This is a genomic window from Nostoc sp. S13, assembly GCF_029379315.1.
Taxonomy (GTDB): domain Bacteria; phylum Cyanobacteriota; class Cyanobacteriia; order Cyanobacteriales; family Nostocaceae; genus Nostoc.
This window is the reverse complement of sequence record NZ_JAQYWQ010000008.1, coordinates 31,858-46,675: the sequence shown is the minus strand read 5'-3', so window position 1 is coordinate 46,675 and position 14,818 is coordinate 31,858. Positions and strand designations below refer to the sequence as shown.

The 14,818-nt window shown below is 43.9% G+C and carries 11 protein-coding genes; 7 read left to right on the top strand and 4 right to left on the bottom strand.

What is annotated here, in order from left to right:
- Positions 1 to 97 precede the first annotated feature (97 nt).
- Positions 98 to 2,287 (bottom strand): type I DNA topoisomerase, encoded by a 2,190-nt coding sequence (gene topA / locus PUQ00_RS04555; protein WP_300413584.1) that lies wholly within the window; start codon positions 2,285 to 2,287, stop codon positions 98 to 100.
- Between the two features lie 19 nt (positions 2,288 to 2,306).
- Here topA and PUQ00_RS04550 point away from each other — a divergent pair, with 19 nt between their 5' ends.
- Entirely contained in the window at positions 2,307 to 2,498 is a 192-nt protein-coding gene (locus PUQ00_RS04550; RefSeq protein WP_300413582.1) for a hypothetical protein, read from the top strand.
- Here the strand turns inward: PUQ00_RS04550 and PUQ00_RS04545 are convergent.
- Both PUQ00_RS04545 and ftsH read right to left on the bottom strand, forming a co-directional pair.
- The gene (locus PUQ00_RS04545) at positions 2,488 to 3,201 is read right to left on the bottom strand and encodes a hypothetical protein (protein WP_300413581.1); all 714 of its coding nucleotides are present in this window, start codon (positions 3,199 to 3,201) and stop codon (positions 2,488 to 2,490) included. The two genes, PUQ00_RS04550 and PUQ00_RS04545, sit on opposite strands and share 11 nt — an antisense overlap.
- 687 nt (positions 3,202 to 3,888) lie before the next feature.
- Positions 3,889 to 5,778, bottom strand: a complete 1,890-nt coding sequence (gene ftsH / locus PUQ00_RS04535; RefSeq protein ID WP_300413579.1) for an ATP-dependent zinc metalloprotease FtsH — start codon at positions 5,776 to 5,778, stop codon at positions 3,889 to 3,891.
- 509 nt (positions 5,779 to 6,287) lie between these two features.
- On the opposite strand from ftsH, the gene PUQ00_RS04530 reads away from it, so the two are divergent.
- From PUQ00_RS04530 to PUQ00_RS04520, 3 genes are all read left to right on the top strand, one after another.
- Entirely contained in the window at positions 6,288 to 6,833 is a 546-nt protein-coding gene (locus PUQ00_RS04530) for an NADPH-dependent FMN reductase (RefSeq protein WP_300413578.1), read from the top strand.
- 391 nt (positions 6,834 to 7,224) lie between these two features.
- Positions 7,225 to 7,401 carry a hypothetical protein gene (locus PUQ00_RS04525; RefSeq protein WP_300413577.1) on the top strand — a complete coding sequence of 59 codons (177 nt, stop codon included), beginning with the start codon at positions 7,225 to 7,227 and terminating at the stop codon, positions 7,399 to 7,401.
- 381 nt (positions 7,402 to 7,782) lie between these two features.
- Complete coding sequence (locus tag PUQ00_RS04520) at positions 7,783 to 9,129, top strand: glutamate-cysteine ligase family protein (RefSeq protein ID WP_300413576.1); 1,347 nt, start codon at positions 7,783 to 7,785, stop codon at positions 9,127 to 9,129.
- A 209-nt stretch (positions 9,130 to 9,338) separates the two neighbouring features.
- Here PUQ00_RS04520 and PUQ00_RS04515 read toward each other — a convergent pair whose 3' ends face one another.
- Positions 9,339 to 10,451 (bottom strand): ferrochelatase, encoded by a 1,113-nt coding sequence (locus PUQ00_RS04515; protein ID WP_300413575.1) that lies wholly within the window; start codon positions 10,449 to 10,451, stop codon positions 9,339 to 9,341.
- A 335-nt stretch (positions 10,452 to 10,786) separates the two neighbouring features.
- On the opposite strand from PUQ00_RS04515, the gene PUQ00_RS04510 reads away from it, so the two are divergent.
- From PUQ00_RS04510 to ilvB, 3 genes are all read left to right on the top strand, one after another.
- Positions 10,787 to 11,359: a hypothetical protein gene (locus PUQ00_RS04510; protein ID WP_300413574.1), complete on the top strand. Its 573-nt coding sequence runs from the start codon at positions 10,787 to 10,789 to the stop codon at positions 11,357 to 11,359.
- Between the two features lie 138 nt (positions 11,360 to 11,497).
- Entirely contained in the window at positions 11,498 to 12,760 is a 1,263-nt protein-coding gene (locus tag PUQ00_RS04505; RefSeq protein WP_300413573.1) for an MFS transporter, read from the top strand.
- A gap of 132 nt (positions 12,761 to 12,892) precedes the next feature.
- On the top strand, positions 12,893 to 14,806 hold the full coding sequence (gene ilvB / locus PUQ00_RS04500) for a biosynthetic-type acetolactate synthase large subunit (protein WP_300413572.1): 1,914 nt from the start codon (positions 12,893 to 12,895) through the stop codon (positions 14,804 to 14,806).
- Positions 14,807 to 14,818 lie beyond the last annotated feature (12 nt).

The following is a 14,818-nucleotide window of genomic DNA, read 5'->3' as shown; positions in this document are numbered from 1 at the left end:
TTGCATAGGGGACTTAAACCCCCAGAATTTGTTAAAGGCGTTATCAGGTAAAACTCAAATTCTTTGTCTAGGGGTGAAATGAATAGGATAGCTTTAGTTAAGTTTTTGATATCTCCCCAAACTTAGGACTCCACCACCCTTTTTGCGTACTGAAATAAGCCACATCTTTATGTTTAGTATCCTTACGCGCTTGTGGGTCAGAACATCGTAACATTTTCTTACTCTCTCCCTCTTTGATGTAACTGTACTCCTCTAAAGCTTTCTTGCATACCGGGCAGGTATATGCCGTAATCTTCACGGGAGGTTTTTGGTGATTCTCAGCCTGAACTGTTTTAGTTTGTGGTGGCTGCCAAGCTTTGTTAAAGTCGCTCCAAAATAGCACGACATTTTCACAGCTTTTTGTGCATTTGAGGAAATATTTCTTTTTGACCTTAGTACTCGGAATTTTGGCGAGAAAATTTTTGCATTCAGGGCATCGAGTCTTGGAAGTTTCATATTTGCGTTGGCGTAGCCCGTCGTAGACATCGCTTATCACATTAGCTTTACCTGTTGAGGAACTTGCAACTACAGTTTTAGCTTTGGAGAGCGCTGGTAAAAAGTAATTCTGATTCCAACTAGTTAAATAATGCTGCCAAGAGTTTTTTCCTTCGGAAATTGCATCAAGAGCATCCTCCATTTTCGCGGTGAATTCCGCCTCTAGTAAATCCGGCAGTGCTTTGAGCAAAAACGCATCAACTTCTAACCCTAACGCTGTCGGTTGCAGATGGTCTTTTTTCAACTCAACATAATTTCGTTTTTTTAAGGTAGCAACAGTAGGAGCATAAGTACTTGGGCGACCAATACCTTTACGTTCCATCAGTTGCACCAATTTTGGTTCACTATAACGTGGTGGTGGCTGAGTCTGCTTCTGCTCATGTCCAGCATTTTCTAACTTCAATGCCTGTCCCTGTTGTAATGAAGGTAAAATACTATCCTTGCTGAGATTGTTCCAGTACCGGGCATAACCGTAAAATTCAATCACTTGCCCTCTAGCTGACCACAGTAGAGAACCAGACTGAGTAATCACTAGAGTTTTACGCAATTGGGCAGCACGACACTGAGAGGCAATTGACCGTTTCCAGATCATCACATACAAATTAAACTCATCATCAGGAAGTTCAGAGCGCAATTGAACTGAGGGACGGAACACATCCGTTGGACGAATCGCTTCATGTGCTTCTTGAGCCGATTTGCTACTACGATGCTTGGCGACTTGCTGCGGTACATTTTGCGGATCATTTTGCTCCAACCATTGGCGGGCGCTGGCACAAAATTCTGGACTCAGCATCACTGAGTCTGTTCGCATATATGTTATTAGCCCTGCCTCATAAAGCTTTTGAGCAACAATCATGGTTTTGTCAGGAGCAAACCTCAGCTTTGAACCGGCTGCTTGCTGAAGACTGGAAGTTGTAAATGGTGGAGGTGGCTGGCGGTTAACAACTTTTCCTTCAAAATGAGTCACCTGATGAGGATGTCGCCGTGCTTCTTCAACTAAACGTGTAGCCTCTGCTTCTGAAAGAACACGCTTAGACTCCGGTGTTTCTGTACTATTACCTACCTTTGCGTCATCGTGAGTTTCAGTTTCTTGGTCTGCTGCATCTGTTGTAGAATTGACCGTCCCTTTGTAAAAAGCCCGAAATCCTTCAGCATAATCTACCCAGACACTCCAATAATCTTGGGGCACAAAAGCCAGAATTTCGTTTTCTCGCTGACAAATCAGGTGCAACGTGGCACTCTGGACTCTGCCAACACTCTTAGCGCCGTTATTTAATGCCCAAACTAAAGGGCTACCTTTATAACCCACCAACTTATCTAGGCAATCTCGACACAGCCCAGCACCAATCAAGTTTTGGTCTAGTTTTCTGGGATTAGCGATCGCACTCTGCACCGCCGATGCTGTAATCTCAGTATAAATTACTCGTTTCGGTTCCCTTAGACCCAGCGTTTCTTTGAGATGCCAAGCGATGGTTTCGCCTTCCCGGTCTGGGTCAGTTGCTAAGACAACTTCATCAACCTGCCTCACCGCAGACTTGAGCTTCTGGATTGTTTCTTTCGCTCGTTGGTCACGCGGGACGTAATTGCACCGCACATTACTGCCATCCATGACGAAGCCCAAGGAATCGTCTCCTTCATTGCTGAGTTCTCGGATGTGACCACAACTGGCGAGAACTTTCCAATCTGCACCCAGAATTTGACTGAGTTTTTTGACTTTTCCGGGAGATTCCACCACAAGCAGGCGTTTGATCATAGCAACTGCATTCTCGATTTTGAACAATAAACTGGCAATTGCAATCAGCGATGGCTGCGCCAACGCCAAAGGCGATCGCCTATTCTCGTCATGTGGATTTTCTAGAATACTGTACCAAAAAGCTTTGAAAATTGCTCAACTCAGTTTAGAGGTAAATCATCCCAATGCTCCACTGAGAACCGGAAGGGCAGATGCCATGATTATGCTGTAACCTCTACTTGATGAGTCTCCACAGTGAGCGTTAAACCAATAGATAAAGAAAAAGCTTCTTGTTGTTTTCCTTTTTGCAAAATATCTTGATAAATCACTGATTCTTGCATAATATCCTCACTTAACAATTGACGAATCAAAGTTTTGTCGAATCGCAAACCAGCTAAAATTTCTGTATACCCGGCAATATTTTGTTTTGTCTCCCTATCTGAAATTGTAGCCACTTTTTCGGCAACCTGGGATAATAAACCTTGTGGGGAATCAGTACGACTCAGAGTAGCCAGAGGTAATAAATTTACATTATTTAAGAATAAACTCGAATCTTGCTCCCACATCCGTATTACTTGATAGCGGTGTATAGTCGTATCATCCACATATTCTTGGGTAAAAGCAATTTCATCGTTTGTTTCTTGCAAAAAGATGACTATCTGCACAACTGGACACTTATACTGACGCTTTAATCTCACGGAGTAATCTAGCATTCGGAAGGGAATTGTCGGGTTAGACTGTGTTAAAGTCTGAAACTCAATATGCAGAATCCTGTTTTTAGTTTGAATAAAAGTCACAGAATCTGCACGAATTGGTTCCAAGCTTAATTCAGTTTTTAGCACCTTTATATTTACCGATTCCTCAGCAATTAACCACCGAACAAAATCTGCTGGATATTTTTCTGCCAGCAGCTTACAAACATTATCAAAACTCACAATATTAACAGACCTAATCTTATGATTATATTAATCTAAAATGGTTTCAGTAATTATTGTGCGATCGCGCAGACAAAAAAGTTATTGCATCTGTATTTTATTTCGCTGGTGGTAAAGTTCCCCCGTCACCGACATCGGTATACTTGCAATAGACATTCAAGCCGATTTTGAGGATGTAGAGAATAACAATAGTAGCGATGTCTACGACGGGCTACGCCTACGATGGATCGATGGATCGAGAGGAATTGCAGTTAAAGCCATGAGGGATGTAATCGCTGCTGTAAGTAACACAGCATTTTCTGGACTTTTGGTATAATCGCTCAAAGCCGCCCGAAAACCTTCATTTGGGCAAAGTTCATCCCGCAACACATCTAATGTAGTTTGTCAGATTTTTTTTACTCCCATCGTCGGGTTTCCGTTTTTCTCGCTCCACAGTTCTTCAAAGGAGATATCGAGATTACCGTTGTGACGTTCTACAGCATCAATGGCTTTGTTTGCTGGTTAATATTCCTTGAGTAATTCGCGTGCTGATTTAATTTCGTCTAGAGTTAGTTGTGCATTCATACTTGATAGACTATTGACTTTTACCTATTCTCTAATAGACATCTCCAGAAATTAAATATGCCTTATCTAGAACCCTTGTAGAGACGCGAAATTTCGCGTCTCTACATTCTTTTTCGGAGATGTCTAATGAGGTACAGCCAATTTTGCATCGGCTACCTGAGCATTGTCAGCAACAATTTTGCGGAATAAATCGCCTTCAATAGTCTCCTGTTCTGCTAGCAAATCTACTAAACGCTCCAAAACTATCCGGTTGAGTTCTAACAGTTCTTTGGACTTGATATAACAACTGTTGACAATTTCGCGTACTTGTGCATCAATCTTGGCAGCAATTTCTTCCGAATAGTCTGATTTATTCATCCAGTCACGTCCCAAAAAGACCTCTGAACTCTGATTTTCCAAGGATAATGGGCCTAATTCTGACATCCCGAAACGTGTCACCATCTGCCGCGCCATCCCTGTCACATGTTGCAAGTCATTGCCTGCACCTGTAGTCACTTCTGGCTTACCAAAAACGATTTCCTCGGCGGCGCGACCACCCAAAGTTGCGGTAATCCGGGCTTTGAGTTGGGAACGGGAAATTAACCCCTGTTCTTCGTTGGGAGTAAACCAAGTTAATCCTAGCGCTTGTCCGCGTGGGATGAGTGTAACTTTCTGCACAGGGTCATGCTCTTTGAGTAATGTGCCCACTAAAGCATGTCCAACTTCATGATAGGCAATCAAGCGCTTGCTCTTGCTGTCTACTAAGGCAGTACCTTCCATACCTGCGACAACTCGATCTATAGCAGCATCAACTTCTAAAATGGTGACAGCATCTTTGCGCCTCCTAGCAGTGAGAATGGCGGCTTCGTTGAGTAAGTTGGCTAAGTCTGCGCCAGTAAAACCAGGAGTGCGGCGAGCGATCGCTTCTAATGATACGCTAGGATCAATTTTTTTATTCCGCGCGTGGACTTGCAAGATTTCCAATCGCCCTTTCAGATCAGGTGGATCGACCATCACTTGTCTGTCAAAGCGTCCCGGTCTGAGCAACGCTGAATCTAAGACATCTGGGCGGTTAGTGGCAGCAATAATAATGATGCCTGTGTTACCTTCAAAACCATCCATTTCGGTGAGCAGTTGGTTGAGGGTTTGTTCGCGCTCGTCGTTACCGCCACCGATACCAGCGCCCCGTTGTCTACCTACTGCGTCAATTTCATCGATAAATATTAGGCAAGGAGCATTATCTTTAGCTTTTTTGAAGAGATCGCGCACACGAGATGCACCCACACCAACGAACATTTCCACGAATTCTGAACCAGAAATACTGAAGAATGGTACACCTGCTTCCCCGGCGATCGCTTTTGCTAGTAGAGTTTTACCAGTACCAGGAGGGCCAATTAACAGCACTCCTTTCGGAATACGTGCGCCTACAGCAGTAAATCTTTCAGGCTGTTTGAGGAAAGTAACAACTTCTTCGAGTTCTTCTTTAGCTTCTTCAACCCCAGCAACATCTTCAAATTTCACTCCCGTTTTTGCCTCCATTTGGAAGCGAGCTCTGGATTTGCCGAAATTCATCGCTTGGCTAGAAGCATTAGTAGAGCGACGGAGGAACAATAGCATTAAAGCCAATAGGGGCAAAATCCACATGAGATTGATCAACAGCCCAACAGCAGCTCGACTGTTAGCAGAGGAAACTTCGCCAAAATCAACATTCTTATCTTTGAGTATGTTAATCAACTCTGTGTTTTGTGCCAGAAGTCTCACCTGTTGCGGTGGTGTATCATCTTTTTGCCCCTTGAGATAAACCTTTGCTAACTGTTCGGTTTCGTCCAGCTCTAGTTTTTGGATTTCTCCCGCCTTTGCTTTCTTGAGCAAGTCGCCATAATTTAGAGCGGTACTCTCTGCTTTTTGTGCCAAAACGGGAGTACTCCCGAAAGTTGCTGGCAACATAATCAAACTAGCAGCGAGCGCACCAACCCAAGCAACACGCTTTGACGACTGCCTTTTTATCAATGCTTTTTTGACCAAATTTGTCATAATAACTACCCTTTGTCTGCTGCCACAAGTTGAGCTATGCTTTTATGCCTATTTTTCTAGCAAAAATTGTCATAACTGGAAATTACACTTTTCTTATCTAGTCTAACTTCCACACAAAACCATTCCCAAGTTTCTTCCGGCTATTACTTGAAGAAGAATTCAGAAGTCAGAATTCAGGAGTCAGAATGCAATCAGTGAGGGATTCAGACCCGCCACTTTATTGTTGACCACCAAATTTTCTTGTTTTGTGGGGGTCTTAAACCCGTTTATTCATCCACCAGTCGCACAAAATACCCAAGTGAATTCTGGCGACTGGCACTTTTATTCTGTTTGATAAAGTTGAGCAACCTGGATAATTATTCTAACTCCTGGCTTTTTTTAATTTTCCAGTAGGTAAATTTTAATTTGACACATTCCGACACAAATCGCTAAGATAAACATAGTCATAACGATTCCGCTTTTTAAATAAATCTGATGATAGTAGCTAGTTAATACTTTGTGAGTTAATTATGGTAAGAATTGTTGGCATTGGTGGTAGTTTAAGACCCAACTCCTATACCCAGCTTGCTTTAGAAGTAGCAGTGCAAAGGGTTGAAGCTGTGGGTGCAGAGGTAGAAATTCTCGATTTACGGCAGTTGCAGCTACCGTTTTGCACTGGTGCAAAGGAGTATTCAGAGTATCCAGATGTTCAGAGGTTGCAAGATACAGTCAGTCGCGCCGATGGGTTAATTTTAGCGACACCTGAGTATCATGGTGGGGTTAGTGGTGTCCTGAAAAATGCTTTAGATTTGATGAGCTTTGAGCAACTGTCAGATAAAGTGACAGGATTAATCAGCGTATTGGGGGGTCAGTCTAATAGTAATGCTTTAAATGAGCTACGGCTAATTATCCGATGGGTGCATGGTTGGGTGATTCCCGAACAAATTGCGATCGGACAAGCTTGGGGTGCTTTCAGTCCTGAAGGCAAGCTGCTAGATGAGAAACTCTCTCAAAGATTTGATCAATTTGCTCAGAGTTTAGTTGATAACACTCGTAAGCTGCGGGGCGTAAATTAGTTGTCGGGTGGGCAAAGCTTTGCCCACCCGACTCAACTTAATTGTGGTGGTGATCCCCAGCTAGTTGGGGATTAATAGTCTAATAGTAATGCTTTAAATGAGCTACGACTAATTATTTGTTGGGTACATAGTTAGGTGATTCCAGAACAAATTGCGATCGGACAAGCAAGCTTGAGGTGTTTTCAGTCCTGAAGGTAAGCTATGTAAAGCGCAAACCTTTAATATGGCTCTCTGAGATCGTGTAAGTGGATCTACATGAATGGCTGTGTCTCAGGTAGTGCTAATTGGTAAATTTGACGCAACTCATCTAAATTACTCACATTGGTAGATTTGAAACAAAGAAAAACCGAGAGCCGGTTTATCAGTTTGTGAACCTGAGGAGGGACGTGATATGATTTTCTCTTCTTGGTTAAATCCGCAGGAAACACAATTTGATTGTGTCTCCACTACTAATATAGATTTAATTACAAGAAATTCTGGACACACCACCACAGTCAATCCCCCAAACCGAGAAAGGATTGAGGCGGTTTTGTTGCTGCAAGGTCTACGCCTGATAGCTTCTTATTGACGGTAATGCAATCGGCTTGCCTCAAACAGAGCCAGTATGCAACGGATATCTAGGTAACTAGATGGTTTCTATTCAGTTTGTGGGCGAGTCTAAATTTGTCGGACTTACGCACTTTACAAATTGAGTATCATGTGCATATCAAGCTGATTAAGATAAAAGTCTTGCCCTGCCTCGTTCCTGGGCTGCTGCCTGGGAATGTGATCACTGGGAGGGCTGCTGCCTCCCAGTTTGACAGGAGGCAGCAGCCCTCCACAAGAGCATTACAAGGCTCTGCCTTGTAACGAGAGGTAATGCACATTTGGTTATGTGTCTGTCAATGCGTAAGTCCTAATTGGTTGTATGTGTAGGGATAGTGGCGGGATTACCCTTGCGGAGGTTTAGATGAATGTAGTAAAGCGTCGTATCGGTCTTGAGCAAGAATTTTTTCTGGTAGATGAGGCTGGTAACTTAAGCGATCGCGCCGATGAGTTTTTGAAAGATTGTCACTTAATGGCCCAAACACAAGGTTTAGACCCAAAGTACTTTGTGCCAGAGTTCGTCAAAAGCATGGTAGAAATTAACACACCTCCTGCGGACACTGGTACAGAACTAGCAAAAGTTTATCTCAAAAATCTCAAATTGGCGCTTCGTGTGGCGCAACAGATGGGTTTACGCCTTTACCCTCTGTCTAGCTACCCTTTGCATATTACACCAGTTATGCGGGATCACCCTAATTACCATATCCAAGCGCGGACTGTCGGCTATGAGAAATTCTTGCACGCCGCCAAATGTACAGGTACACACCTGCATTTAGAAGTCCCGCCTGGGGTAATTGACCCTAGTGTTGCAGTCTCCTACAACTCGACATCAGCAGAGCGAGAAGAACTACTAAATATCTATAATTTAGCTACAGCTTGCGACTCAGCACTCATTTCCCTGACGCGGGCGTGTCCCTATTATGAAGGACAGGCGATCGGGCTAGCCGCGCATACAATTCGTTATCGAGGTAGTGAAACCTTTGGCTGGGAAGGAGTTTACACTCATTTACAGCCTGTCGGCGGACTCATGCCTTATGCATTAAGTGTGGAGGGTTTAGTTGAACAGCACTTTGCTCGTTACTATGCTTGGTTGCAAGCGATGGAAAAAGCCGGAATTGAACCTAACCTGATATTAGAAGCAGAAGTCAGCTTACTCAAGTCAGCTTGGAATCCAGTTAGACTCAACAAACTCGGCACTGTTGAAATTAGATGTATAGATAGTAACTATCCATCAATAACTTTAGCTGTAATTACATTGCTTGAGAAGGCGGCTAATCGAGTCAGGCGGGAGAAGTTAACGGTTAGACCAGCTAAAGAAACGCAGATATTTGAACTAGTTGGCTCTAACCTGTATGTACCAGATTTTGAATATCTAAATGGTGAACTGCTCTATACTTCAGCTACAGAGGGAGTTAAAAATCCCAAAGTTAAGGCTTACGTCAATTCAATTTTGCAGTTTGCCAGCGCAGAGGGTGGTGAAGGAGCAAATTTTCTAGCAAAACTGAGCAAACACCTTGATCACTATCAGACGATAGAAGCTGGGATATTGCAAGAGTTTACACAGACAACTGCTCAACTTCCATTAGATGCCGGTTTGCATTTAGTGCGCTCTTGTTGTGACAAGCTAGAAGAACAGGTTTCATGGATAGACACAGAAAATCCCCTAGCAGCGTTGGATACTGATGAACGATTGTTACTACAGCAGTATTAAAAAAAATAATTATATGTCAGTACCGGAGGACAGACGGAAATTTCAGCTTCAGGAGGCGTCGCAACGGTGCCATATGAAGATGTAAGACGTAAGCAAGGCAAAGAGAAAGCACAGTTTTAAATCAAAAATCCCACGTTTCAAAGCGTGGGAGTGTCAACTGAGTACACCATAAATGTAGGGTGGGTAAACCTTTGCCCACCCTACAGAACTTAATGATGGTGGTGATGATGATGCCCAGCTAGTTGGGGATTAACTGCCAAAGTTTGGTCTGACAACAGTTGTGCAATATGAGCATCAGCCCATTGGGCCGCCATTGCCAAAAATTCTGGATGGTCGTTGACGCAAGCCATTTGCACGTAGTTCGTACCAGGATGCTGTTTTTCCAAAGTATGGATGATATGGTGTACATCCAATAAAGTTTCGTGGTTTTCTGTAGCAAAGCCAATTGGCATAAATATCACTACTTTCGCACCTAATTGAATCAGGTTATTCGCAGCTTGCTCGGCATTTGGCTGTGTCCAATCAATTAAAGGTGTATCGTGATTTAGCCAACCCACTGAGATTAAGGGATAACGATTAATCAACTTATCTCGAACCAAATCATACATCGCTTCACTTTCGGCAATCCCAGAAGTAAACCCTTTAGCTTTATGGGGACAGCCGTGATTCATTAACACAATGCCGATTTGAGAAGGTAGATAAGCTGCTGCTAACTCAGCAATTTTCTCCTCAACCAGATGAGCCATTAAATCGATGTAGGCTGGTTCGTTGAAAAAAGAAGGAATGTAGCGCTGTCCTTTAACCCAGTGTTCTTCACCATCAGTTAACTCAACCAGAGCATTGTTAACTTGCTCGATCGCAATCCCACTGGTAAAGATAGAATCAACAACCAGCAGTGGGTAGATTAGCAGTTTATCAAAGCCTTGGTTTTTGATTTCTGCCAAGACTTGATTAGGTAAGAAAGGGGCGCAGAAGTTGAAAGCCTTGAAAACTTGAACATTATCACCCCATTTTTCTTGTAAATGCTTCTCAATCCCAGCACGCTGCTGTTCAAAGATGGCATTGTGTGGAGAAATAAAATCGTGGTGTGTGTGTCCCCACTCATGGCGGTCAAATAGTGCCAAAAGCTTTGCTAGGGGGGGATAAATCCAGGTTGGCACCGGTGCGAATTTTGCTGTCAGTAGATTTAAAGCCTGTTCGTTATAGTTGGCGAAATCTTCGTAGCTTTCGACTTCGCCGTAGCCCATGAGCAGTACGGCTACACGGTCTTTACCTGATAATTGCTCGTGAGTGTGTTGTACTTTTTCCGGCGTGGCAACCACAATGAGTTCCTCAATATAACCAAAGTGCAGAGAGATATGAAGTTAGGGAATAGCTTGCACATTTCCCCTACTAGTAACATATTATCCCATCCAGGGGGATAGGATAGGTGCAAAAATCAAAAGAATACATCAAAAGACATAGTGCGGTTATTACTGCATATACGGTGAACAGCTAATAGACCGTTCTACTAAGTACCACTTTCGGTGAAATCGTAGCGTTTTTAAACGCTCCAGGTACGCAGAGTCTTGCCAAATTTAATTCGCTACCAATTCATAAATCCCTGTACTAAGTTTAAGTTATTAATAATTGTGAAAGCTGCTAACACGATAGACAGATGAGTATAATTATTTGCCCTGGAATCCATGAGCCAGAATTAACTGAAAGCTTTAGAGTCGGATTGTTAGATTTAGTTTCTCATAGCGCGATCGCTCCTAACGCCGCAAATATACTTATTTATGCAGGTGAAGATTTGTTGGTTTTATCAGCATTTCACATCTTGCAGTTTTTGCACGCTCGCTTAGTCGATCAGCTAAAATCACCAATTATATTCATTAGCTATAGTGCTGGCGTAGTTGGGGCAATAGGAGCGGCGTGTTTGTGGCAACTCTTAGGTGGTCATGTCAAAGCGTTTATTGCTATAGATGGATGGGGAGTACCACTACAAGGTAATTTCCCTATTCATCGGATGAGTCATGATTATTTCACTCATTGGAGTTCCTGTTTGCTAGGTAGTGGGCAAAATAACTTTTATGCAGAGCCAGCAGTTGATCATTTGTCAATTTGGAAATCCCCCCAAATTGTACAAGGATGCTGGGTAGATTCATCCATAGGAATTTCTCCACCCAAAGGTCGTCTGACAGCAGCTGAGTTTTTGCTTATGCTGTTAAAGCGCTATGAAGCAAATTAATCCGGACAATGGAGTAAGTAAACAGGAGTGAGGAGTAAGTAAACAGGAGTGAGGAGTTATTCTTCCCTCTGCCCCATGCCCCATGCCCCATGCCCAATGCCCCATGCCCAATGCCCATCTACCTAAAGAAAGTATCTAATGTTTCCAACTGAACCTGCTGCCGTTAATAACGGGTTTGGCGCACTGCTAAAAAACCGTGGTTTTATGCTCCTGTGGATTGGGCAACTGCTGTCCCAGTTAGCAGATAAGGTTTTCTTCGTTTTGCTGATTGCTCTGTTGGAAAACTACCCACCGCTTCCTGGGTTGGCACAAAACTCGATGTATTCAACTTTGATGCTGTCGTTTACAATACCAGCAATTTTGTTCGGTTCTGCCGGTGGTATCTTTGTTGACCGCTTGCCAAAAAAGCTGATTATGGTCGGCTCAGATGTCGTGCGGGGCATATTAACGCTGTGTCTTCCTTTATTACCACGAGAGTTCGTGATTCTGTTAATCCTGACTTTTGCTATTTCCACGGTGACGCAGTTTTTTGCACCAGCTGAACAAGCAGCGATTCCCTTATTGGTGAAGCGAGAGAATTTGTTGGCAGCCAATGCGCTGTTTACCAGTACGATGATGGGAGCTTTAATTGTTGGCTTTGCGATCGGAGAGCCGATTTTGAGTTTGGCGAAAAGCTTGATGGGAGAAGAATACGGTCAAGAGCTTGTGGTTGGTGGATTATACATATTATCGGCTGCGATCATCCAGCCGATTAAGTTTAAAGAACCCAAACGACCGAAGGAAAATCGGGCATCAAATAACCCTTGGGCTGAATTCACCGACAGCCTGCGCTATCTCAAGAAAAACCCTTTGATCTTGAACGCCATGCTGCAACTGACAACTTTATATTGTGTGTTTGCAGCCTTAACAGTGCTGACGATTCGATTAGCCGAGGAGTTTGGTCTTAAAGAAAAACAGTTTGGCTTTTTCTTGGCAGCAGCAGGGGTGGGTATGGTATTTGGTGCGGCGATTTTAGGTCACTGGGGTGAGAAATTTCATCACAAGCCCCTACCTCTAGTTGGATTTTTGATGATTGCACTAGTTTTAGGAGTCTTCACTTTTACGCACAACTTGTTGCTGGCGCTAGGATTATGTGCATTTTTGGGTATAGGTGCTGCCTTAATTGGTGTACCCATGCAAACTTTAATTCAACAGCAAACACCACCTACCATGCACGGTAAAGTATTTGGCTTTCAAAATCATGCCGTCAACATCGCTCTGGCGTTACCTCTGGCGATTACTGGGCCATTAACTGATGCTCTGGGCTTGCGATTTGTGCTTGTAGGAATGAGTATTGTTGTCGTAGTTGTGGGTGTTTGGGCTTGGAAAAATACCCGCAAAGTCTTGCAAGACATAATTTAATTAATGTAGGCTAATAATCTAGCTTTATATTTAATATAAAAATTTATCAGATTTTGATTGAACTTTTCAATTAAAATGAAATATTAACTACAGAATTCGGCATTAAGTTTAGCTATAGTCTGAGGTTTGACCGTGCGTTCACAAAGTGTCTCCGCAGGAGAATCGCCTAACCAATTTACTCTCCCACAAATCGAGATTCACAAACAGTCTCGTACTTCTAGCCCGCCAGTCGTGCCCAAACGTGTATCTGGCGGTTTTGCTCTCCTTGACAGTCTTCATCGCCACGGCGTTGATTATATTTTTGGTTATCCTGGTGGAGCAATTCTCCCAATTTACGACGACCTGTATAAGGTGCAAGCAACTGGTGCTATGAAGCACATTCTCGTGAGACACGAGCAAGGTGCAGCCCACGCAGCTGATGGGTACGCCCGTGCCACAGGGAAAGTAGGAGTATGCTTTGGCACTTCTGGCCCAGGAGCAACTAACTTGGTGACAGGTATCGCCACAGCTTACATGGATTCGATCCCGATGATTGTGGTTACAGGACAGGTAGCACGTCCGTCGATTGGTACTGATGCGTTTCAGGAAACCGATATTTACGGGATTACCCTACCAATCGTCAAGCACTCCTATGTAGTGCGTGACCCCAAAGATATGGCGCGAATTGTCGCCGAAGCCTTCCACATCGCTAGCACTGGGCGTCCGGGGCCAGTTTTGATTGATGTCCCCAAAGATGTAGCTTTAGAAGAATTTGACTATGTACCTGTGAAACCAGGTTCAGTGAAGTTACGCGGTTATCGTCCCACAGTCAAGGGAAATCCTCGGCAAATTAATGCCGCGATCCAGTTGATTACTGAAAGTCGCCGTCCGCTATTGTATGTCGGTGGTGGTGCGATCGCAGCTAGTGCCCATGAAGAAGTCAAAGAACTAGCTGAATTATTCGATATCCCTGTCACCACAACATTAATGGGGATCGGTGCATTTGACGAACATCATCCCCTAGCTTTGGGAATGTTGGGGATGCACGGCACTGCTTACGCTAACTTTGCCGTTAGTGATTGTGACTTGCTGATTTGCGTTGGTGCTAGATTTGACGATCGCGTTACAGGCAAGTTAGACGAATTCGCCTCCCGCGCCAAAGTAATTCACATCGACATCGATCCGGCAGAAGTCGGCAAAAACCGTGTTCCCGAAGTGCCCATCGTCGGCGATGTGCGGAACGTGTTAATAGACTTGTTGCGTCGATGCAAAGAAATAGGGGTCAAGGCTACACCGAATCAAAACCAAGAGTGGTTAAATTTAGTTAACCGTTGGCGCGAAGAGTATCCTCTAATAGTGCCGCATCATCCCGACAGCATTTCACCCCAAGAAGTGATCGTAGAAGTCAGTCGCCAAGCACCCCACGCTTTCTACACCACAGATGTCGGACAACATCAAATGTGGGCAGCACAATTCCTGAAGAATGGCCCAAGACGCTGGATTTCTAGTGCTGGTTTGGGAACGATGGGTTTTGGTTTACCTGCGGCAATGGGCGCTAAAGTGGCGTTTCCTGATGAAGAAGTCATCTGTATTAGCGGTGATGCCAGTTTCCAAATGTGTTTGCAGGAACTTGGTACACTTGCACAGTATGGGATAAATGTCAAGACACTAATTATCAATAACGGCTGGCAAGGGATGGTGCGCCAGTGGCAGCAAGCTTTCTATGGTGAGCGTTATTCCTGCTCGAACATGGAAGTAGGAATGCCAGACGTAGAGTTGTTAGCAAAAGCCTATGGGATTAAAGGTATGGTAATCCGCGATCGCAGTGAATTGAAAGATGCGATCGCCGAAATGCTGGCACACAACGGCCCCGTGATCGTGAATGTCCACGTCACCAGAGATGAAAACTGCTATCCAATGGTAATCCCTGGCAAAAGCAACGCTCAAATGGTTGGCTTGCAGAAGCAACCGCCGAAAGTAGCAGCAGAGCCAGTGTATTGTAGCCACTGTAGTGCAAAAAATGCTCCCACCCACAACTTTTGCGCTGAGTGTGGGACAAAGTTGTAACGCTTTTTGATA